Here is a 21084-nt window from a genome sequence, read left to right as displayed (position 1 = left end):
CTGGAGGGTGCTCCCTTTCACAGGTGGTGACCCTCTTGATCCCTGTACGATGAAGGCGGCACCTGATCGAACCAACTCTGCCTGACGCAGAGCTGGCGCGACCGTATGGCGGCCGGAACACCCCCTCATCCGCACGGGCTCCGGCATCTACCGCAGTCCGCGCAAGAGGACAGCTCTCGGCGCTCCCGCACGGCGACAGCCGTGCGCCGGACCGCGCCACCAGGCGGCAGAAAGGCACGGGCCGTGGCATCCACGGTCACCCCGTCGAAGTCGCCGCGGGGGGCGCGCCGCACCGCGTCCGCCCGCCCGGGATACGGACAACTGCTGCGCACCCGCGGCGCCTGGACGTTCCTGCTTCCCGGCTTCGCGGCACGTCAGCCGTTCGCCATGCTGACGCTCTCCATCGTGCTGCTCGTGCAGCACACCACCGGCTCCTACGGCGTCGCGGGCGCCGCCGCGGCCGTCACCGGCGTCTCCATGGCCCTGTTCGCCCCCTTCGGCGGCCGGCTCGCCGACCGCTACGGGCAGCGGGCCGTCCTGCTGCCCGGCGTGCTCGTGCACGCCCTGTCCGGTCTGACGCTGACCGCGCTCGCCCTCGCGCACGCGCCGCTGTGGGCGCTGTTCGCGGCAGCGGTGCCCACCGGGGCCTCGGTGCCGCAGGTCGGGCCCATGGTGCGGGCCCGCTGGGGCGTGAAGCTCAAGGACTCGCCCCTGATGAGCACGGCCGCCGCCTTCGAGTCCGTCACGGACGAGCTGACCTTCGTCCTCGGCCCGCTGGTGGCGACCGCCCTGTGCACGGCCGTCGACCCGGCCGCGGGCCTGGTCACGGAGGCCGCGCTCACCCTGGTGGGCGGTCTGCTGTTCGCCGCGCGCAAGAGCACCCAGCCGCCGGTCGGCGGGGACGGCGGCGACGGCCACGCGCGCGTGGAGCACGTTTCCGCGCTGCGCGTCCCCGGGGTGCGCGTCCTGATCGTGGCCTTCCTGGGCATCGGTTCCGTCTTCGGCGGCATGCAGGTCTCGCTGGCCGCGTACACCGAGTCGATCGGCGAGCCCGGCCTGAACGGCGTCCTGTACGGCGTCTTCGCCGCGGGCAACATGATCTCCGGCCTGGCCTGCGGCGCCATCGCCTGGAGGGCCGCACCGCAGCGGCGCCTCCTGGTCGGCTACGCCGCCCTCGCGCTGACCGCCTCCGGCCTGTGGGCCGCCGCGTCGGTGCCGGTGCTGGCCGGTCTCGGCCTGCTCGTCGGCATGTGCGTGGCGCCCGCCATCGTCACCGGCTACACGCTGGTCGACGCACTGGTCCCGGCGGGCGCCCGCACCGAGGCGTTCACCTGGCTGACCGGCGCCGTGGCACTGGGCCAGGCGGCGGCCGTGACCGTCGCCGGGCAACTGGAGGACCGGTTCCGCGACGGCGCCGGATTCCTGGTGCCGATGGGCGGCACGGTGCTCGCGCTGGCGGTCCTGGTGGCGCTGCGGTCACGGCTGGCGGCCCGGCCCCGCGGCCGTACGGTGGCACGTGGCGTCGGTCACCGCGCGCCCGCCGCAGTGGACTGATCCCGAGGAATGCGTCACTATGGACCGTCGTTAGCACTCATCGAGTGAGAGTGCCAGGAGGAAGACAAGTGCCGACGTACCAGTACCAGTGCACCGAGTGCGGCGAGGGCCTTGAGGCGGTGCAGAAGTTCACCGACGACGCCCTGACCGAGTGCCCGAACTGCCAGGGCCGCCTGAAGAAGGTGTTCTCGGCGGTCGGCATCGTCTTCAAGGGCTCCGGTTTCTACCGCAACGACAGTCGCGGCAGCTCCTCGACCAGCTCTCCGTCGACCTCGAAGCCGGCCTCGACTCCGTCCTCCTCGACGTCCTCGTCCTCCTCGGATTCGGGCTCGTCGTCGGGCTCGGGTTCGTCGTCGGACTCCGGCAGCTCCTCCAGCAGCAGCACCGCCGCCTAGGACTTCCCGGCCGGGCAGAGTTTCCCGGCCGCGTGGAGCCGCCACGAGACCCTGCCGTCCTCCGACGGCGGGGTCCTCGCGTTTGCGCACGGCGCCTTTCGCGGCCCCGTGACAACACGCCTAGGGTGCGGTCATGGCGAACAAGGTGAATGCCGAGATCGGCGTGATCGGCGGCTCCGGTTTCTACTCATTCCTCGACGACGTGACCGAGGTCGAGGTGGACACCCCGTACGGGCCGCCCAGCGACTCCCTCTTCCTCGGCGAGGTCGCCGGCCGGCGGGTCGCCTTCCTCCCCCGGCACGGCCGCGGCCACCATCTGCCGCCGCACCGCATCAACTACCGGGCCAACCTGTGGGCGCTGCGCTCGCTCGGCGTGCGCCAGGTCCTCGGCCCCTGCGCGGTGGGCGGACTGCGTCCCGAGTACGGGCCGGGCACGCTGCTGGTGCCCGACCAGTTCGTGGACCGTACGCGGTCCCGGCCGTCCACGTACTTCGACGGACTGCCGACGCCCGACGGCTCCGTGCCCAACGTGGTGCACGTCTCGCTGGCCGACCCGTACTGCCCCACCGGACGGGCCGCCGCGCTGGAGGCGGCCCGGGGCCGGGAGTGGGAGGCGGTGGACGGCGGCACCCTGGTCGTGGTCGAGGGGCCGCGCTTCGGAACCCGGGCGGAGTCCCTGTGGCACCGTGCGCAGGGCTGGTCGGTGGTGGGCATGACCGGCCACCCGGAGGCGGCACTCGCCCGCGAACTGGAACTCTGCTACACCTCACTGACCCTCGTCACCGACCTCGACGCCGGCGCGGAGAGCGGCGAGGGGGTCTCGCACGAGGAGGTGCTGCGGGTGTTCGCGGCGAACGTGGACCGGCTGCGGGGCGTCCTGTTCGACGCGATCGCCGCGCTGCCGGCGACCACTGCCCGGGACTGCCCGTGCGGGGCGGCACTGGGCGGGATGCCTCCGGGGATTGCGCTGCCTTAACGGGGCCCTGGCGGGGCCGCCGGGCCGGCTGCGGGGGCGGGCGTGCGGGCGTGCGGGCGTGCGGGCGTGCGGGCGTGCAGCGGGGCGTACCGGAGACGCTGCGGGGCGGCGGCGAGGGGGCGGAACGGCTCGTTCGGGTGGCTGAGTTGTCCACAAGCGGCCGGGGGTCCACGGGCTCCGGCGGGGGGCGGCGAAAAACGTCATCGTGGACGCGCAAGCCGATCCCTCGTCGCAGGTGGTGGTCACCGTGTCCCGCTCCGCCCTCCGCTCCCCCGCTCCCGCTCCTTCTCCCTCCCCGCTCCCCCTCGGCGGCGACGCCCCGCCCACCTGCGAGGTGCCGCACTTCGCCCCGGTGCGGGTGCGTGGCGGACGCCATCCGCTGCACCGGCTCGCAGGCCACCGGCGGCGCGCCCTGGCCGTCGGACTCGCCGTCACCGCCGCCGCGCTGGTGGCCGCGGGCCCGGGGACGAGCGGGCAGGACACGCGGCGGGCACGCGGGCACCCGGTGGCCGAGCCCGCGCGCGAGCGGCCGGACACCCGGCGGGTGGCGGCCCCGGTGCGGATCGCCGACGCGGAGACGGTGCGGCTGCTCAGGCCGGGCGACCTGGTCGACGTTGTCGCGGCGGCGGACGGCGGCGCGGGCGAGGCCTCCGTGCTCGCGCGCGGCGTGCGGGTCGCGAAGGTGCCGGAGCCTCTGGACGGGACGGCGGCGGGCGGCGCCCTGGTCGTGGTCTCGGTGCCGCGCGCCACCGCGCACCGCCTGGTCGGCGCGGGAGCGACGGCGCGGTTGGCGGTGACCCTGTGCTGACCCTGTCAAGTCGCTCGTTAGAGGGACCCGACTGGACAGGATGGCCCAACGCTGACGTAGGTTACGGAGCGTTTTGTTCCCCCACCTGTTCCAGCGAGGAGAGCCCCCAAGGTGAGCGAGAAGAACGAACCGAGCCTCTGGCAGGGCTTCAAGGCCTTCCTGATGCGCGGAAACGTCGTCGACCTGGCGGTGGCGGTGGTCATCGGAGCCGCCTTCACCAGCATCGTCAACTCGGTGGTGCAGGGGGTCATCAACCCGCTGGTCGGGGCGTTCGGCACGCAGAGTCTGGACAGCTACAGCTCCTGCCTGAAGGGCCCGTGCACCGGCACCGGGGACAACGCCACGGGTGTGCGGATCCTCTGGGGCTCGGTGCTGGGCGCCACCCTCACCTTCCTGATCACCGCGGGCGTCGTCTACTTCCTCATGGTCCTGCCCATGTCGAAGTACCTCGCCCGGCAGGAGGCCCGCCGCAAGGCGAAGGAGGGCGCGGAGGAGGTCATGGAGGTCTCCGAGCTGGAGGTGCTCAAGGAGATCCGCGACGCGCTGATCGCGCAGCGCGGTTCCGGTCACGACCGCACGTAGCGGAGGCGGCCGGGAGGCGGGCCGGGGCCCGCGCGGCTCACAGGTGGTGGGGCGGCTTCTCGTCGAGGAAGCGCTTCAGGTCGGCCGCGCTGTCGCCCTCGGGCCGCTCGCCCCAGCCGCGGTCGGTGTCGTCCGAGGTCTGCTGGTCCAGCGGGTCGTCGAAGACCAGCGCCGGCCTGGGCACACGGGGCTCGGGGTCGGGGATGCCGCTCATGGCTCCAGAGTACGGCCCCCTCCGCGAACCGCGTTCCGCCCGCCCGGTGCGTCCCGACGGCCGGCGGGGCCTCCGTCCGCAAGCACATCCGCATCGTCTCTGCTGTCCTGGGAGTCATGATGTCCAGTCCGTCCTCCGCGGACGCGCCCTCCGGCCCGTCCGAAATCCAGCCGCCGATGCGCAGGCTGAAGGCCCGCGCCCGGCACGAGCCGCACCGCGTGGCCACTCCGCTGGAACTCCTCTTCGACCTGTGTTTCGTCGTCGCCATCGCCCAGGCGGGCGTCCAGCTCGTGCACTCCCTCACCGAGGGCCATGTCGGCGAGGGCATCCTCAACTACGCAATGGTCTTCTTCGCCATCTGGTGGGCGTGGATGAACTTCACCTGGTTCGCCTCGGCGTACGACAACGACGACGTGCTCTACCGGGTCGTCACCCTGGTGCAGATCGCCGGTGTGCTGGTGCTCGCGGCCGGGATCTCCCGGGCCTTCCAGGACCACGACTACCTGGCCGTCGTACTCGGCTACGTGATCATGCGGGCCGCCATGGCGGCGCAGTGGCTCAGGGCGGCGCGTTCGGCCGGGGCGGCGGAGCGCATCATGGCGCTGAGATACGCCGGTGGTGTGCTGCTCTGCCAGATCGGCTGGCTGGGGCTGCTGTTCTTGCCGCAGGGCGGCCGCGGCTGGCTGTTCCTGGCGATGGTGGTGCTGGAGCTGTGCGTACCGGCCTTCGCCGAGCGCGAGCACCCGTCGTCCTGGCATCCGCACCACATCTCCGAGCGGTACGGCCTGCTCACCATCATCGTGCTCGGCGAGAGCATCGCGGGGGCCACGGTCGCGGTGAAGTCGGGAATCGAGGAGCACGACGCGCTGGGCGAGGTGCTGCCGATCGCGATCGGCGGGCTGCTGATCGTCTTCGCCGCCTGGTGGATCTACTTCGTGATCCCCGCCCACAGCCATCTGCGGTCCAACAGGCAGGCGTTCCTGTGGGGTTACGGCCACTACCTGGTGTTCGCCTCGGCCGCGGCGATCGGGGCGGGGATGGAGGTGGCGGTGGAGCAGGCCGTGGGCAAGGCGCACATCTCGACGCTCGCGGCGTCCGCCGCGGTGACCCTGCCGACGGCGCTCTTCCTGCTCACGGTGTGGGCGCTGCACGCGCGGCACTTCAAGGTGGGCATCGCCGAGCAGCTCGTACTGCCGACGGCCGCGCTGCTGGTGATCTGCTGCACCTTCCTCGGTGACCGGGCCGTGCTCGTGGCCGGCATCGTCCTGACGCTGGCCGTGGCGGCCGGGGTGGCACTGACCGCGCGGCGCGGCGCGCGGGAGCGGGACCCGGCGACGCCCGCCACCTGACGCCGCCGCGCCCCAGGCCCACGCCCAGGCCCCGCGCCCCACGTCCCGCCGCGCGCCCCGCGCCACCGCCATCGCTGCCGCCACCGCCACCGGTGCCGGTCCCGCCCGTCCGGCGGCTCCTGGACGACACTGGCGGCATGACGGTTGACGCATTGACGGACGTCGGCGGCCTGTTGGTGGGGCATGCGACGCGCATCGGCGGCGGATGGCTCACGGGGACGACGGTGGTCCTCGCGCCGGAGGGCGGGGCGGTCGCGGCGGTGGACGTGCGTGGCGGCGGTCCCGGCACCAAGGAGACCGACGCGCTCGACCCGCGCAACCTGGTGCGGGGGGTCCAGGCGGTGGTGCTGACCGGCGGCAGCGCGTACGGGCTGGACGCGGCGTCGGGGGTGATGGCCTGGCTGGAGGAGCGGGGCCGCGGGGTGCGCGTCGGCCCGGACCCGGCGCACGTGGTGCCGGTGGTGCCCGCGGCCTGCGTCTTCGACCTGGGGCGCGGCGGCGACTTCCGGGCCAGGCCGGACGCGGCCACCGGACGGGCGGCGGTCGAGGCGGCCCACGCGAGCGCGCCGGGCGCGGAGGTGGCCGAGGGCTCCGTCGGCGCGGGCACGGGAGCCGTGGTCGGCACGATGAAGGGCGGGGTCGGCACCGCGAGCACCGTGCTGGACTCGGGGATCACGGTGGCGGCGCTGGTGGTGGCCAACGCCGCGGGGTCGGTGGCGGACCCGGAGACGGGGGTGCTGTACGGGGAGCTGTTCCGGGGCGGGCGGGTCCGGTACCCGGCGCCGGAAGTCCACGAGGCCGCGGGGCGGCGGCTGGCCGAGGTCGCGGCGCGGAACGCGACGCCCCCGTTGAACACGACGCTCGCCGTGGTCGCCACCGACGCGGACCTGTCCAAGGCCCAGGCGCAGAAGCTGGCCGGCACGGCGCACGACGGCATCGCGCGCGCCGTACGGCCGGTGCACCTGCTCAGCGACGGGGACACGGTGTTCACCCTGGCGACCGGGGAGCGTCCGCTCGACGCGGGGCAGCCACTCGCGCTGAACGAGGTGCTGGCGGCCGGCGCGGACGTGGTGACCCGCGCGATCGTGCGCGCGGTCCGGGCCGCCGCGCCGGTGGAAGGTCCGGGCGGGGCGTGGCCGTCGTACGGGGAGCTGTACGGCGGCCGGAGCGGGAACGTCCGGGCGGAGTGAGGAGTTTGCCGCCCCGCCGGTCTGCCGCCTTGCGGGATGTGGCGCGCCACCGGGCTCTGAGCAGCGGATTTTGACGGTTCGTCGGCTCGCGCGGGAACTTTTCACGCGGCCCGGGGGTTTTCCGTGCGTACGTTTTCTCGGTTCTCGGACATGATGCCCGGCCGAGAGGCTACGGTATGCATCCACAAGGTGACATGCAGCAACGCCGGGAGAAACCTTGAGCGTTCCGTACGAGACCGCAGCGTACGAACCACCCGAGTCGCCCGAGTCTCCGGAGGAGCACCTCATGCGACTGCTGGGTCGCGCCCTGAACTCGTTCGAGCTGCCCGACGAGACGATACGGCACCTGGAGTGCGCGCTGGCGCACGACGGCTCACTGCACTCCGCGCACCACAGCGCGGGGCTGCACCGCGAGACGTACCGCCACACCTGGCTGCTCGCCGACGGTTCGGCGCTCACCCTCTGGGAGCTGGTCCACAACACCGCCCCGGGCAGTGAGCCGCAGCACGAGGTGTATGTGGACGAGGAGGAGTTGCGCACCGCCACGGCCCGGCTGGCGCTGCCGCTGGTCACTCCCGACTTCGAACTGCCGGTGCAGGTGCCGCTGTCCCCGGTCCCCACCCCGCGGCACTCCTACGTCCCCGACGCCTCGGCGGACCACGCCCGCAGGCTGCTGCGCCGCGCGGAGAACACGGACCGGCCGGGCGCCGACCTCGCCGCCCTGCTGACGACGGCGGCCGCGCACCAGATCACCCAGGCCTTCGGCGGCCCCGGCCGCGCGGGCCGCGGCCGGATCGGCTTCTCGCTCTACGAGCACGCCTTCCTGCTGCGGGACGGCGTGGAGGTCTCCCTCTGGGAGGTCGAGCACACGGCCACGCCCGACGGACGGCACATGTGCGAGGTCTACGACAGCGAGGACACCGCCCGCCGGGCGATGGACCGCCGCGCGGCGCGGGTCTCCCGGTAACCGACCGGCACGCCAAGAGGGGCGCCAAGAGGCACGCCAAGCACGCCAAGAGGCACCCCGTGGAGCGTCGCCGGGACGCGGCCGGGCCGGGTCCCCGAAGGAACCCGGCCCGGACTGTGCGGTGCCGACCGCGCGGTGCTCACCGCCTCCCGCGCGCTACGCGGCGACCGGCTGCTTCGTGCCCGGCGTCGAGGCCGACGGGTCGGCGCCGTCGGGCCCCTGGGCCGCGGCTCCCCGCGCCGGCTTGCGCAGCCCCTTGAGGACGATCACGAGGGCGGTGGTGACGCAGACCCCGGCCGCGATGGCGACCAGGTAGAGCAGCGGGTTGCCGATCAGCGGGACCACGAAGATGCCGCCGTGCGGGGCGCGCAGCGTGGCGCCGAAGGTCATCGACAGGGCGCCGGTGACCGCGCCGCCGACCATCGAGGACGGGATGACGCGCAGCGGGTCGGCCGCGGCGAACGGGATCGCGCCCTCGGAGATGAAGGAGGCGCCCAGTACCCAGGCGGCCTTGCCGTTCTCGCGCTCGGCGGCGTTGAAGAGCCTGCCGCGCACGGTGGTGGCCAGGGCCATCGCCAGCGGCGGGACCATACCGGCCGCCATGACCGCCGCCATGATCTTCATCGCCGAGTCGCTGGGACTGGTGACGGCGATACCGGCGGTGGCGAAGGTGTAGGCGACCTTGTTGACCGGGCCGCCGAGGTCGAAGCACATCATCAGGCCGAGCAGCGCGCCGAGCAGGACCGCGTTGGCGCCGGAGAGCCCGTTCAGCCAGTCGGTCATCGCCGACTGCGCGGACGCGATGGGCTTGCCGATCACCACGAACATCAGGAACCCGACGATCGCGGCGGAGATCAGCGGGATCACCACCACCGGCATGATGCCGCGCAACGCCGCCGGGATGTGCACCCGTTGGATCGCCATCACCACGGCACCGGAGATCAGACCGGCGGCCAGACCGCCGAGGAAGCCGGCGTTGATGGTCAGCGCGATCGAGCCGCCGACGAAGCCGGGGACCAGGCCCGGCCGGTCGGCCATGCCGTAGGCGATGTAGCCGGCCAGCACCGGGACGAGGAAGGCGAAGGCCACGCCGCCGATCTGGAACAGCAACGCGCCCCAGCTGTCCGCCTGGGTCCACACGAAGTGGTCCATCACCGACGGTGCTTCGTTGATCTCGTAGCCGCCGATCGCGAAGCCCAGGGCGATCAGCAGACCGCCCGCGGCGACGAACGGGACCATGTAACTGACGCCGGACATCAGCCACTTGCGGAGCTTGGTGCCGTAGCCCTCGCCGGACTCGCCGTCGCGCTCGACGGGTGTCGTCCCGCCGGGAGAGGCCGCCGTGGCCTCGCCGCGGGCCGCCTTCTCACGGACCTCGGCGATCAGCTCGCCCGGCCGGTTGATGCCGGCCTTGACGCCGGTGTCGACGGTGGGCTTTCCGGCGAAGCGCTCCTTCTCGCGCACCGGCAGGTCATGGGCGAAGATCACGCCGTCCGCCGCCGCGATGACCGCCGGGTCGAGCCGGGTGAAGCCGGCCGAGCCCTGGGTCTCGACGACGACCTCGACGCCCTCCGCGCGGCCCGCGTTCTCCAGCGACTCGGCCGCCATGTAGGTGTGCGCGATGCCGGTGGGGCAGGAGGTGACGGCAACGACACGGAAGGGGCGCTCGGGTTCGCCCGACTCCGCCTCGCCGTCGCCGACCGTGGCGGCCTCGGCGGAGGCCGCCGCCGAGGCCGCCACGGAGTCCCCGGAGTCCCCGGAGTCCTCAGAGTCCTCAGAGTCCGAGGATCCCGAAGATTCCGAAGATTCCGAGGAGTCCTCGGGACCGGCCGCCGGTTCCTGACCGCGGATCAGCGCGGCGGCGGCGGCCGGGTCGGCCACGGAGCGCAGCGCGCCGGTGAACTCGGCGTTCATCAGCTGTCTGGCCAGCGCGGAGAGGATCGTCAGATGGGCGTCGTCGGCGCCGGCCGGCGCGGCGATCAGGAAGATCAGGTCGGCCGGACCGTCCGCCGCCCCGAAGTCGACGCCGGCCGCGCTGCGGCCGAACGCGAGGGTCGGCTCGGTGACGTGTTCGCTGCGGCAGTGCGGGATGCCGATGCCGCCGTCGAGGCCGGTCGGCATCTGCTCCTCACGGGCGGCCACGTCGGCGAGGAAGCCCTCCAGGTCGGTCACCCGGCCCTGGGCCACCATCCGTTCGGCAAGGGCGCGCGTCGCCGCTTGCTTGGTGTCGGCGGACAGGTCGAGGTCGACCAGGTCCGCGGTGATCATGTCGCTCATCGCGGGCTCCTTAGCTCGCGTATCGCCCGGAACGTGGGGTGGTGGGCGGGGGCGGGGAGGGGGACGGGGGCAATGCGGTGGGGTCTGGGGTCGGCCCCGGGAAGGGGGCCGAGGCGGCCGGGGGCGCGGTCGGGGTTCATGACGCCGGCTCCTTCAGTACGCGGTCAACCGGCACCTCCGCCGTGACCGTCACCGCGGCCGGGTCCAGGTCGGACGGCGTCGGCATCACGCTGCCGGGCAGTTGGACGGCGGCGGCGCCGTGCGCGACGGCGGAGGCGAGGGCGCCCGGCCCCGCGCCGCCGGCGACGAGGAAACCGGCGAGGGAGGAGTCACCGGCGCCGACGTTGCTGCGTACGGCGTCCACGCGGGCGCTGCCGAACCAGGTGCCCGCGTCGGCCACGAGCAACTGCCCGTCGGCGCCCAGGCTGGCGAGCACGGACCGGGCGCCCAGCTCCCGCAGTTCCTCGGCGGCCTTCACGGCGTCGCCGACCGTGGTCAGGGAGCGCCCGACGGCCTCGGCCAGCTCCTCGGCGTTCGGCTTGACCACGTCGGGTCCCTCGCGCAGCCCTTCGAGCAGGGCGGGGCCGGAGGTGTCCAGGGCGATACGGACGCCCGCGGCGTGGGCCCCGGCGACCAGCGCCGCGTACCAGGAGGGGGCCAGTCCGCGGGGCAGGCTGCCGCAGCAGGCGATCCAGTCCGCGCCGGGCGACTGGCGCCGTACGGTCTCCAGGAGCAGGTCCCGTTCGGCCGGCGACAGTTCGGGGCCCGGTGCGTTGATCTTCGTCAGTACGCCGTCGGACTCGGCGAGCGCGATGTTGGAGCGGGTGGCCCCGGCGATCGGCACCGGCGCGACCCGGATGCCCTGCGCGTCGAGCAGGTCGGCGACGAGGGCGCCCGGGGCGCCGCCGAGCGGCAGCACCGCGACGGTGCGCTGTCCGGCCGCGGTCACCGCGCGCGAGACGTTCACGCCCTTGCCGCCCGGGTCCACGCGCTCGCCGGTGGCACGGACGACCTCGCCGCGGTCCAGGGAGGGGACCTCGTAGGTGCGGTCCAGGGAGGGGTTGGGGGTGACGGTGAGGATCATGCGCGTACTACTTCCGTGCCGGCGCGCTCGATGGCGGTGGCGTCTTCGGGGCTCAGCCCGCTGTCGGTGATCAGCAGGTCCACGTCGCTCAGGCCGCCGAAGCGGGCGAAGTGCTCCTGGCCGTGCTTGGAGGAGTCGGCGAGCAGCACCACGCGGCGGGCGGCGGACACGGCGGCCCGCTTGACCGCGGCCTCGGCGAGGTCGGGAGTGGTCAGACCGTGCTCCGCGGAGAAGCCGTTGGCCGCCACCACGGCCAGGTCGGCGCGGATCTCGCCGTACGCGCGCAGCGCCCAGGCGTCCACGGCGGCGCGCGTACGGTGTCGCACGCGCCCTCCGACCAGGTGGAGCTGGATGCCGGGGTGGTCGGCGAGGCGGGCCGCGATGGGCAGGCTGTGGGTGACGACGGTCAGCGGGGCCTCCGGCGGGATCGCCGCGGCCATGCGGGCCACCGTCGAACCGGCGTCGAGGATCATCGTGCCCTCGGTGGGCAGTTCCGCGAGGGCCGCCTTGGCGATCCGGTCCTTCTCGTCGGCCGCCGTGGACTCGCGCTCGGCGAGGTCCGGCTCGAAGTCGAGCCGCCCGGCGGGGATGGCGCCGCCGTGCACCCGGCGGATCAGACCGGCGCGGTCGAGTGCCTTGAGGTCGCGGCGGATGGTCTCCGCCGTCACCTGGAACTCCTCGGCCAGCGACACCACGTCCACCCGGCCACCGTCCCGGGCGAGCCGGAGGATCTCCTGTTGCCGCTCCGGTGCGTACATGACCGTTCACCTCCGACCAGTGCCCGAACCTGTGGTTTCATTCGGAGGCTACGCCCGGTTTACCGGAATGTAAACCGGAAACCGGAAGCACACGGATCCAACCGGGCATGAACGGACATAGAGCGGGAAGGGGTGGGTCCGGCGCCGAAGTGCCGGACCCACCCCATTTGCCCCGCCCCACCGGTCAGATCAGCGCGGGCTCCTTCTCCCCGGCCGGGCCCGCTTCCCGGGCGCCGTCCCGGGCCCCCTCCACGTGCTGGGCCGGCCGCCGGGGCAGCGCGAACATCAGGAGGAAGATGACGACCAGTACCCCGGCCACCCAGCCCAGCGCGTTCTGGAAGGCGTCGGTGTAGGCGGGGCCGACGCGGGCGGGGGTGAGGCGGTCGCTCATCGTGCCGAAGAAGACCACCGACACCAGCCCGAGCCCGAGCGCGTTGCCCATCTGCCGCACGGTGTTGATGAGCCCGGACGCCGCCCCGGCGTGCTCGCGCGGCACCTGGGAGAGCACCGCGTCGGTCAGCGGGGCGACGATCAGGCCCATGCCGAGGCCCATCACGGCCAGCGGCGGCGCCATCTGCCAGGACGTGATGCCGGGCCCGTAGTGACCGGACTCCGCGCTGTAGAGCAGCACTCCGGCCGCCATCACCAGCGCGCCCGCCTGGAGCACCTTGCGTCCGAAGCGCGGGACCAGCTTCTGCACCGAGATCCCGGCCGCCACCGAGACGGAGACCGAGAACGGCAGGCCGGTCAGACCCGTCCGCAGCGGGCTCCAGCCCAGCCCCTCCTGCATGTACAGCGTCCACACCAGGAAGAAGATGCCGAGTCCGACCCCGAAGACGGTCTGCACGGCGATGCCCGCCGCGAAGCTCTTCACCCTGAACAGCGACAGCTCGACCAGCGGCGACCCGTCCCGCGCGCTCTTGCGCCGCTGGTGGGCCACCAGCACCGCGAGGACCACCAGCGAGCCGGCCATCGAGACGTACCCCCACAGCGGCCAGCCCAGCTCGCGGCCCCGGGTGAGCGGGTAGATCAGCATCAGCAGGCCGAGGGTGACCAGCGCGACCCCGACCAGGTCGAGCCGGAGGGCGCGCGGCGCCCTGGACTCGGTGATGAAGCGGCTGCCGAGGACCAGTCCCGCGATGCCGACCGGCAGGTTGATGAGGAAGATGGGCCGCCATTCGAGTCCGAGGAGATTCCACTCGGTGAGCAGGGCGCCCAGCAGCGGGCCGGAGACGGCGCCCAGTCCGACGATCGCGCCGAACAGCCCGAACACCTTGCCGCGTTCGTGCGCCGGGAAGGTGGCGTGCACGATCGACAGCACCTGCGGCACCATCAGCGCCGCCATCCCGCCCTGGAGGACGCGGGAGGCGACCAGCATCTCCGGGTTCGCGGCCAGGCCGCACAGCGCGGACGCCGCGGTGAAGCCGCCGATGCCGACGAGGAACACCCGCTTGCGGCCGTGGATGTCGCCGAGCCGCCCGCCGGTGATCAGACCGGCGGCGAAGGCGAGGGCGTAACCGGCGGTGATCCACTGGATCTGGCTGAAGGAGGCCCCCTCGTCCCGGCGGATCGACGGGACGGCGATGTTGACGATGGTGACGTCGACCAGGTCCATGAACGCCGCGGTCATCACGATCGCGAGGGCGAACCAGCGACGCCGGTCGACCGCGTCGGGCCGGGCCGGGGACGGGTCCGGGGACGGGTCCGGGGACGGGTCCGGGGTGTGCGTGAAGGTCATGAGAGGAAGCTATGCGGCCGGTAGGACAGTTCATGTCCTAGATTTGCGGCATCCTCGGATCCATGACGACGGACACTCCGGCCCGGCTGCTGACGCTCCTCTCCCTGCTCCAGACGCCCCGCGAATGGCCCGGCGGGGAGCTGGCCGGCCGGCTCGGGGTCTCCCGCCGCACGGTCCGGCGCGACATCGACCGGCTGCGCGAGCTGGGCTACCCGGTGCGGGCGACGAGGGGCTCCGACGGCGGCTACCGGCTGGTGGCCGGCAAGGCGATGCCGCCGCTCGTCCTCGACGACGAGGAGGCGGTGGCCATCGCGGTCGGGCTGCGCGCCGGGGCCGGACACGCGGTCGCGGGCCTGGACGAGGCCTCGGTGCGGGCGCTGGCCAAGCTGGAGCAGGTGCTGCCGTCGCGGCTGCGGCACCGCGTCGCCACGCTCCAGGCCGCGACGACCCCGCTGACCAGCGGGGACGGGCCGAGCATCGAACCCGGGACGCTGACCGTCATGGCCTCGACGGTCGCCGGGCACGAGCGGCTGCGGTTCGCCTACCGCGCGGCCGACGGCACCGGGTCGCGGCGCCTGACGGAGCCGTACCGGCTGATGTCGACGGGGCGCCGCTGGTACCTGGTCGCCTACGACCTCGACCGGGACGACTGGCGGACCTTCCGGGTCGACCGGGTGAGCGAGCCCTTCGCCACGGGTGCCCGGTTCGCACCGCGTGAGCTGCCGACCGGAAGCGCGGCCGAGTACCTGCGGCGCTCGATGCGGCGGCACAGCGACTCCTACGAGATCGCGGTCGTCTTCCACACGCCGGCCGAGTCCCTCGCGACACGGTGGCCGCACTGGCTGGGAACGCCGGTGGCGGCGGAGGACGGCGCGTCGTGCGTCCTGCGGGCGACCGTGTCCGACCCGGTGGAGTGGATCGCGGTGCGGCTCGCGATGACCGGAGTGGAGTTCCGGGTCCAGGAGCCCGCGGAACTCGTGGAGCGGGTGAGGGAGTTGGGGGCGCGCCTGGGACGGGCGACGGAGGCCGGCTGACCGCTTCTCACCCCGGCCCCGCCGGAACGTTCTCCTCCCGGTCCCAGGAGAAGCTTCGCAGCACCTCAAGGTTCCGCAGGGCCGGCTCCAGGGGGCTCCGGGTTCCCTCGGAGGAGGCCGCCCAGTACTCCGCGGCGACGCGTACGGCCGCACTCGCCACGGCGGACGCGAAGTGCAGTCGGGGAGTGGCCGCCAGTCGTGCGGCGGCGTTGTCGTCACCGCCGGACATCCGGGCGGCCAGCGCCTCCAGGAGCCCGCGTTCCGTGGTGTGGCACACCTCGGCCCACACCTTGCGCAGCGCCGGACTGCTGTCGCTCAGGCGGATGAGGGTGCGGGCCCACTCCCAGGAGGACGCCGAGACCCCGACGCCCGGCGTCAGCGTGTACCGCACGGCGTGTTCCAGGGCCTCGGGCGGGGACAGTCCGGCGGGGGCCTCGCGCACCGCCCGCACCCAGCGCTCGGCGCCCAGGGCGTAGAGCGGGGCGACGGCTTCCTCCTTGGCCGCGAAGTAGCGGTAGAAGGTGCGCGGGGCGATGCCGGCGGCACGGGCGATGTCCTCGGCACGGGTGGCCCGCAGGCCCTGGCCGACGAAGAGGCGGGCCGCCGCTCGGGCGATCTCCATCCGGGTCTCGGCCTTGCGCCGCTCGGTCAGGGAGACCGGTCCCGGCCCCGGATCGGGGGATGCTGGAATGGTGCTGCTCACTTCGGCAGGCTATGCCGCTGTGGCACAATCTGCCATTCGGCGGGCCACCCCGGGGTTCAGGTTCGGGGTGCCCCGCCTCCCCGCTCTGCCCAGGCGCATCGGCCGTCCGCGCGCGGGCCGTGGAGAGGCCGGGCCCGGCGCCCCGGGGGGAGAGGCGCCGAGCCCGGCTCGGGAAAGTCCCGGCGCCGGGGGGAGTGCGTCGGGACGTGGTCCAAAGGGGCGGAGGCCCGGTTCGGGCCCCGGGCCCGATGATTCGGGTTCCGGCTCAGGGTCCGGTTCCGGCTCTGGATCCAGGTCCGGGTCCGGTGGTCCGGTCGGCCCCGGACGGTCGGGGCCGGGGTTTCGTGGCCGCCGGTCCCGGCTCCGGAGAGCCGGTCCGAGGTTCTTGTTCCCGGCCTCCGCCGGATTGAAGCAGCGTAGTACGGCCATGTTCGCGCGGGGTCGGGCCACCGGCGTACGCCCCACCCGCCACGTCACGCCCCCGCGTCACGCGGCAGGCGACCCGGGCGATCCGGCCGACCGCCCCGCGCCCTCGCTTATGCCGCCGCCTCGAAGCCGGTGTCGCGGGCCAACTTCTTCAGCTCCAGCAGCGCGTGCTTCTCGATCTGCCGGATGCGCTCGCGCGTGAGGCCGTGCTCCTTGCCGACCTCGGTCAGCGTACGCTCGCGGCCGTCGTCGATGCCGTACCGCATCTTGATGATGGAGGCCGTGCGCGGGTCGAGGCGGCCGATCAGGTCGTCCAGCTCCTCACTGCGCAGCAGCGTCAGCACCGACTGCTCGGGCGACACGGCGGAGGTGTCCTCCAGGAGGTCGCCGAACTGGGTCTCGCCCTGGTCGTCCACCGCCATGTTCAGCGAGACGGGGTCGCGGGCCCAGTCGAGCACGTCGGTGACGCGCTCCGGCGTCGAGCCCAGCTCCGCCGCGATCTCGGCGGGCTCCGGCTCGCGGCCGTGCTCGCGGTTGAACTCGCGCTGCACGCGCCGGATCCGGCCCAGCTCCTCCACCAGGTGGACGGGCAGCCGGATGGTGCGCGACTGGTCGGCGATGGACCGGGTGATGGCCTGACGGATCCACCAGGTCGCGTACGTCGAGAACTTGAAGCCCTTGCGGTAGTCGAACTTCTCGACCGCGCGGACCAGGCCGGCGTTGCCCTCCTGGATCAGGTCGAGGAGCGGCAGACCGCTGCGCGGGTAGCGGCGGGCGACCGCGACGACCAGCCGGAGGTTGGAACGGATGAAGACGTCCTTGGCCCGCTCGCCCTCGTCGATGAGGGCCTGCAACTCCTCACGGGTGGCGTCCGCCTCGGTCTCGGCGCATCCTTCGAGGACCTGCCGCGCGAAGACACCCGCCTCGATGGTCTGGGACAGCTCGACCTCCTTGGCGGCGTCGAGCAGCGGTGTCCGTGCGATCTCGTCGAGGTACATGCCGACCAGATCGCGGTCGGCGAGTTCTCCGCCGTTGGCGCGGACGCTGGTTGCCGCGCCGGAGGTCTCGCCGGTGGCGGACTTACGACGGGCGACGGCACGGGTTGCCATGCGTGCTCCCTTGCGATGGTGGTTCAGCAGGTGGTCCGGTGGACGGTCGGGCGCCGTGTGGAGTTGTCTCCGGATCTCTCTCGGGGGATCTCTCTCGGGACTCTCCTCGGGTGCCCTGCATCCGATGGAAACAACGACTGGAATCCGGACAGAATTCCCAACCCGCCCGTCGAATTTTCTGATCATGCAGTACCCTGTGCCGCCACATGAGGAGGCACGATGTCGTCGGGATGCGCGGAGGTCCAGGTCAGACCGGGGTTCGAGGAGGATCTCAAGGCCCTCACCGATCTCTACAACCACTACGTACGTGAGACACCCATCACGTTCGACACCGAGCCCTTCACTCCGCAGGAGCGCCGCCCCTGGCTGCTCTCCCACCCTGAAGACGGTCCGTACCGGCTGAGGGTTGCCACGGACGCGAAGTCACAGGAGATCCTGGGGTACGCCACATCCAGCCCCTACCGCGCGAAGCCCGCCTACGGCACCTCGGTGGAGACCACCGTCTACGTCGCCCCGCGCTCCGGCGGCCGCGGCGTCGGCACGCTGCTCTACACGTCCCTCTTCGAGGCCCTGGCCGGCGAGGACCTGCACCGCGCCTACGCGGGCGTCGCACAGCCCAACGAGGCCTCCGACCGGCTGCACGCGCGCTTCGGCTTCCGGCCCGTCGGCACGTATCGCGAGGTGGGCCGCAAGTTCGGCCGCTACTGGGACGTGGCCTGGTACGAGAAGCCGCTGTAGCCCCTCTGCCCTTTCCCCCCTTACTGCGCTTGTCCTGGCGGTCAGCCGAACTGCACCGACCGCTTGGCCAGCCCCATCCAGAACCCCTCGATCACGGACTGCCGCAGATCCAGCTCACCGGCCGCGTCCGCCGCGCCCATCGTCACGAACAGCGGGGCGAAGTGCTCGGTGCGCGGGTGGGCGAGCCGTCCCGCCGGGGACTTGCCGGCGAAGTCGAGCAGCCCGTCCACGTCCCCGGCCTCCAGCGCGCGCCGGCCCCAGTCGTCGAACTCCGCGGACCAGGAGGGCACGCCCATCTGGCGCAGCGCGGCCAGATTGTGGGTGAAGAAGCCGGAGCCGATGATCAGTACGCCCTCGTCGCGCAGCGGCGCGAGTCTGCGGCCGATCTCCATGAGCCGGGTCGGGTCGAGGGTCGGCATGGAGACCTGGAGTACCGGGATGTCGGCGCCGGGGTACATCTCGACCAGCGGGACGTACGCGCCGTGGTCGAGGCCGCGGTCGGGGACATCCTGCACGGGCGTGCCGGGGGCGCGCAGCAGCTTGCGTACGGACTCGGCGAGTTCGAGGGCGCCGGGTGCCTCGTACCGCACGCGGTAGTAGTGCTCGGGGAAGCCCCAGAAGTCGTATACGAGGGGGACGGTCCGGGTGGCGCCGAGGGCGAGCGGGGCCTCCTCCCAGTGGGCGGAGACGACGAGGATCGCCCTGGGGCGCGGCAGTCCGGCCGCCCAGGCGGCGAGTTCGCCGGGCCAGACGGGGTCGTCGGCGAGCGGCGGGGCGCCGTGGCTGAGGTAGAGGGCGGGCATGCGTTCCGGCGCGGCGGCGGTCATGGGAGCGGCTCCGATACGTCAGTACTTGAAGTCTCAATCTCTTCTCGGTACAAATCTACTCCGATCTTGTTTAACCTTCAAGAAGTCGTTCCGTACAGTAGGACCCATGAACACGGCACCCGTTCCCGCCCACGGCGACGAGCCCCGCTGGCTCACCGCCGAGGAGCAGCTCGTCTGGCGCTCGTACATCGAGGCCGTCACCCTCCTTGAGGACCACCTCGACCGGCAGCTCCAGCGCGACGCGGGCATGCCGCACGTCTACTACGGCCTGCTGGTCAAGCTGGCCGAGTCACCGCGCCGGCGGCTGCGCATGACGGAGCTGGCCAAGTACGCGAAGATCACCCGCTCCCGTCTCTCGCACGCGGTCGCCCGCCTGGAGAAGAACGGCTGGGTCCGCCGCGAGAACTGCCCCTCCGACAAGCGCGGCCAGTTCGCCGTGCTCACGGACGAGGGGTACGAGGTGCTGGGCCGGACCGCGCCGGGCCATGTGGACGCCGTACGCCAGGCCGTCTTCGACCGGCTCACCCCCGAACAGCAGAAGTCCCTCGGCGAGATCATGCGGATCGTCGCCGAGGGACTTCAGCCGAGCGAAGCGGGTGCGGACCTGCCCTGGCTGCGCTGAGCGCGCGGCCGGGACAGGTCCGGGGAGTCGTGCGTGCGGGGCGTCCCCTCCCCGTACGCACGAGTGGATCAGGTGGCCCGAGGGGGTATCGGCACCGCGGTCCCCGTCAGTGGGAGACGACCGGCAACGGCAGTTCGTCCTCGGCCGCGTCGCCCGCACCGGAACCCGTGACGACGGGGCGGCCCGGACGGCCGGCGTTGACGAGGGTCAGGGCGATCGCCGCCGCCACGACCAGGATGCCGACGGCGAACCAGATCGCGCTGGTGTACCCGTGCACCTGGGCCTCCAGCTGGACCAACTGCTGCTGGGACCGGGAGGCCGCGCCGCCGACGTGGTCGGTGATGTAGGACGCGGTGGCCGAGGCGGCGATCGTGTTCAGCAGCGCCGTACCGATCGCACCGCCCACCTGCTGCGAGGTGTTGACCATCGCCGAGGCGACACCGGCGTCCCGCGGCTCCACGCCCATGGTGGCCATGGACATGGCCGGCATGAACGCCGTACCCATGCCGAGGCCGAGCAGGAGCATGCCGGGCAGCAGTACGGAGGCGTAGGAGGTGTCGATCTCCATCCGGGTCAGCTGGAGCATGCCGATCGCGGCGACCAGGAAGCCGGGGCCCATCAGCAGCCGGGGCGGGACCCGGGTCATCAGACGGGCGCCGATCTGGGTGGAGCCGGTGATCATGCCCGCGATCATCGGCAGGAAGGCGAAGCCGGTCTTCACCGGCGTGTAGCCCTTCACGGCCTGGAGGTAGTAGGTCAGGAAGAGGAACAGGCCGAACATCGCGATGACCGCGAGGCCGAGCGAGAGGTAGATCCCGCCCCGGTTGCGGTTGGTGATCACGCGCAGCGGCAGCAGCGGGGCCTTGACCCTCGACTCGACGAACACGAAGGCGGCGAGCAGCACGGCGGCACCGGCGAACATGCCGATCGTCACCGCGTCGCTCCAGCCCTCGGACTCGGCGCGGGTGAAGCCGTAGACGAGCGCGACCAGGCCCAGGGTGGACAGGATCACGCCGGGGATGTCGAGCGGCGAGCGGTTGCGGCTGCCCTTCGGCTCACGGATGACGAAGTACGCGCCGGCCGCGGCGACCACCGCGAACGGGACGTTGACGAAGAACGTCCAGCGCCAGTTCAGGTACTCGGTGAGGAAACCGCCGAGGATCAGACCCACCGCGCCGCCGCCACCGGCGATCGCGCCGTAGATGCCGAAGGCCTTGGCGCGCTCCTTGGCGTCCGTGAACATCACGGCGAGCAGGGAGAGCGCGGCGGGCGCGAGCAGTGCGCCGAAGACGCCCTGGAGGGCGCGGGAGCCGAACATCATCGCCTCGTTGGTGGCCGCGCCGCCGAGCGCCGAGGCGACGGCGAAGCCGCCCAGGCCGAGGACGAAGGTGCGCTTGCGGCCCCACAGGTCGGCGATCCGCCCGCCGAACAGCAGCAGACCGCCGAAGGCGAGGGCGTAGGCCGTGACGACCCATTGCCGGTTGCCGTCGGAGATACCGAGGTCCTGCTGGGCGGAGGGCAGGGCGATGTTCACGATGGTGGCGTCGAGGACGACCATCAGCTGGGCCAGCGCGATGAAGACGAGCGCTTTCCAGCGTCCGGCGTCCGGTGCGTTCGAGGCGTCGGACGCCTTGACGGCTGATTGAGACATGGGGATACCCACTTCGGGACTTCGTGACGGAAAAAGGTGATTAAGGGGACGACTCGCCTACGGCGACGGCCACGGGGCCGCC

20 protein-coding genes are annotated in these 21084 nt (G+C 72.8%); 11 read left to right on the top strand and 9 right to left on the bottom strand.

Annotated features, from left to right (window positions below; translation table 11 throughout):
- The first annotated feature begins 243 nt into the window (after nt 1–243).
- From AC4IHM_RS19380 to mscL, 5 genes are all read left to right on the top strand, one after another.
- Nucleotides 244–1554, top strand: a complete 1311-nt coding sequence (locus AC4IHM_RS19380; protein WP_490868267.1) for an MFS transporter — start codon at nt 244–246, stop codon at nt 1552–1554.
- 68 nt (nt 1555–1622) lie between these two features.
- Nucleotides 1623–1949 (top strand): FmdB family zinc ribbon protein, encoded by a 327-nt coding sequence (locus AC4IHM_RS19375; protein ID WP_490868266.1) that lies wholly within the window; start codon nt 1623–1625, stop codon nt 1947–1949.
- A 133-nt stretch (nt 1950–2082) separates the two neighbouring features.
- Entirely contained in the window at nt 2083–2925 is an 843-nt protein-coding gene (locus AC4IHM_RS19370) for an S-methyl-5'-thioadenosine phosphorylase (protein ID WP_490868265.1), read from the top strand.
- Between the two features lie 334 nt (nt 2926–3259).
- Nucleotides 3260–3733, top strand: a complete 474-nt coding sequence (locus AC4IHM_RS19365) for a hypothetical protein (protein ID WP_490870874.1) — start codon at nt 3260–3262, stop codon at nt 3731–3733.
- A gap of 111 nt (nt 3734–3844) precedes the next feature.
- Nucleotides 3845–4315, top strand: a complete 471-nt coding sequence (gene mscL, locus AC4IHM_RS19360; protein ID WP_490868264.1) for a large conductance mechanosensitive channel protein MscL — start codon at nt 3845–3847, stop codon at nt 4313–4315.
- Nucleotides 4316–4352: 37 nt separating this feature from the next.
- On the opposite strand, the gene AC4IHM_RS19355 is transcribed toward mscL, so the two are convergent.
- The gene (locus AC4IHM_RS19355; RefSeq protein ID WP_490868263.1) at nt 4353–4529 is read right to left on the bottom strand and encodes a hypothetical protein; all 177 of its coding nucleotides are present in this window, start codon (nt 4527–4529) and stop codon (nt 4353–4355) included.
- A 119-nt stretch (nt 4530–4648) separates the two neighbouring features.
- Here AC4IHM_RS19355 and AC4IHM_RS19350 point away from each other — a divergent pair, with 119 nt between their 5' ends.
- The 3 genes from AC4IHM_RS19350 to AC4IHM_RS19340 all read left to right on the top strand — a co-directional run bounded on the left by AC4IHM_RS19350 (nt 4649) and on the right by AC4IHM_RS19340 (nt 8035).
- A complete protein-coding gene (locus AC4IHM_RS19350; protein WP_490870873.1) occupies nt 4649–5878 on the top strand; it encodes a low temperature requirement protein A in 1230 nt (409 codons plus the stop codon).
- 137 nt (nt 5879–6015) lie between these two features.
- A complete protein-coding gene (locus AC4IHM_RS19345) occupies nt 6016–7068 on the top strand; it encodes a P1 family peptidase (RefSeq protein WP_490868262.1) in 1053 nt (350 codons plus the stop codon).
- A gap of 217 nt (nt 7069–7285) precedes the next feature.
- Entirely contained in the window at nt 7286–8035 is a 750-nt protein-coding gene (locus tag AC4IHM_RS19340) for a DUF6227 family protein (RefSeq protein WP_490868261.1), read from the top strand.
- A 156-nt stretch (nt 8036–8191) separates the two neighbouring features.
- On the opposite strand, the gene AC4IHM_RS19335 is transcribed toward AC4IHM_RS19340, so the two are convergent.
- The 4 genes from AC4IHM_RS19335 to AC4IHM_RS19320 all read right to left on the bottom strand — a co-directional run bounded on the left by AC4IHM_RS19335 (nt 8192) and on the right by AC4IHM_RS19320 (nt 13892).
- Complete coding sequence (locus AC4IHM_RS19335) at nt 8192–10312, bottom strand: PTS fructose transporter subunit IIABC (RefSeq protein ID WP_490868260.1); 2121 nt, start codon at nt 10310–10312, stop codon at nt 8192–8194.
- A 136-nt stretch (nt 10313–10448) separates the two neighbouring features.
- Nucleotides 10449–11396, bottom strand: coding sequence for a 1-phosphofructokinase (gene pfkB, locus AC4IHM_RS19330; protein WP_490868259.1), 948 nt, complete (start codon nt 11394–11396; stop codon nt 10449–10451).
- Entirely contained in the window at nt 11393–12154 is a 762-nt protein-coding gene (locus AC4IHM_RS19325) for a DeoR/GlpR family DNA-binding transcription regulator (protein WP_490868258.1), read from the bottom strand. Before AC4IHM_RS19325 ends, pfkB begins: the two co-directional genes overlap by 4 nt.
- A gap of 184 nt (nt 12155–12338) precedes the next feature.
- Nucleotides 12339–13892: an MFS transporter gene (locus tag AC4IHM_RS19320; protein WP_490868257.1), complete on the bottom strand. Its 1554-nt coding sequence runs from the start codon at nt 13890–13892 to the stop codon at nt 12339–12341.
- Between the two features lie 62 nt (nt 13893–13954).
- Here AC4IHM_RS19320 and AC4IHM_RS19315 point away from each other — a divergent pair, with 62 nt between their 5' ends.
- Nucleotides 13955–14926, top strand: a complete 972-nt coding sequence (locus tag AC4IHM_RS19315) for a helix-turn-helix transcriptional regulator (RefSeq protein WP_490868256.1) — start codon at nt 13955–13957, stop codon at nt 14924–14926.
- Between the two features lie 7 nt (nt 14927–14933).
- On the opposite strand, the gene AC4IHM_RS19310 is transcribed toward AC4IHM_RS19315, so the two are convergent.
- Together AC4IHM_RS19310 and AC4IHM_RS19305 are read right to left on the bottom strand one after the other, a co-directional pair.
- Nucleotides 14934–15629: a TetR/AcrR family transcriptional regulator gene (locus AC4IHM_RS19310; protein WP_490868255.1), complete on the bottom strand. Its 696-nt coding sequence runs from the start codon at nt 15627–15629 to the stop codon at nt 14934–14936.
- Between the two features lie 536 nt (nt 15630–16165).
- Complete coding sequence (locus AC4IHM_RS19305) at nt 16166–17164, bottom strand: sigma-70 family RNA polymerase sigma factor (protein ID WP_490868254.1); 999 nt, start codon at nt 17162–17164, stop codon at nt 16166–16168.
- A 219-nt stretch (nt 17165–17383) separates the two neighbouring features.
- On the opposite strand from AC4IHM_RS19305, the gene AC4IHM_RS19300 reads away from it, so the two are divergent.
- Nucleotides 17384–17902: a GNAT family N-acetyltransferase gene (locus tag AC4IHM_RS19300; protein WP_490868253.1), complete on the top strand. Its 519-nt coding sequence runs from the start codon at nt 17384–17386 to the stop codon at nt 17900–17902.
- Nucleotides 17903–17943: 41 nt separating this feature from the next.
- On the opposite strand, the gene AC4IHM_RS19295 is transcribed toward AC4IHM_RS19300, so the two are convergent.
- On the bottom strand, nt 17944–18729 hold the full coding sequence (locus AC4IHM_RS19295; protein ID WP_490868252.1) for a dioxygenase family protein: 786 nt from the start codon (nt 18727–18729) through the stop codon (nt 17944–17946).
- Nucleotides 18730–18835: 106 nt separating this feature from the next.
- Between AC4IHM_RS19295 and AC4IHM_RS19290 the strand changes: the two genes are divergently transcribed.
- A complete protein-coding gene (locus AC4IHM_RS19290; RefSeq protein WP_490868251.1) occupies nt 18836–19351 on the top strand; it encodes a MarR family winged helix-turn-helix transcriptional regulator in 516 nt (171 codons plus the stop codon).
- Nucleotides 19352–19457: 106 nt separating this feature from the next.
- Here the strand turns inward: AC4IHM_RS19290 and AC4IHM_RS19285 are convergent, their stop codons facing one another.
- Nucleotides 19458–21002, bottom strand: coding sequence for an MFS transporter (locus tag AC4IHM_RS19285; protein ID WP_490868250.1), 1545 nt, complete (start codon nt 21000–21002; stop codon nt 19458–19460).
- Between the last annotated feature and the right edge of the window lie 82 nt (nt 21003–21084).

This window comes from Streptomyces sp. SL06, from assembly GCF_058244745.1.
Note: the sequence above shows the minus strand (reverse complement) of the source record. Positions and strands in the feature narration are given on the sequence as shown.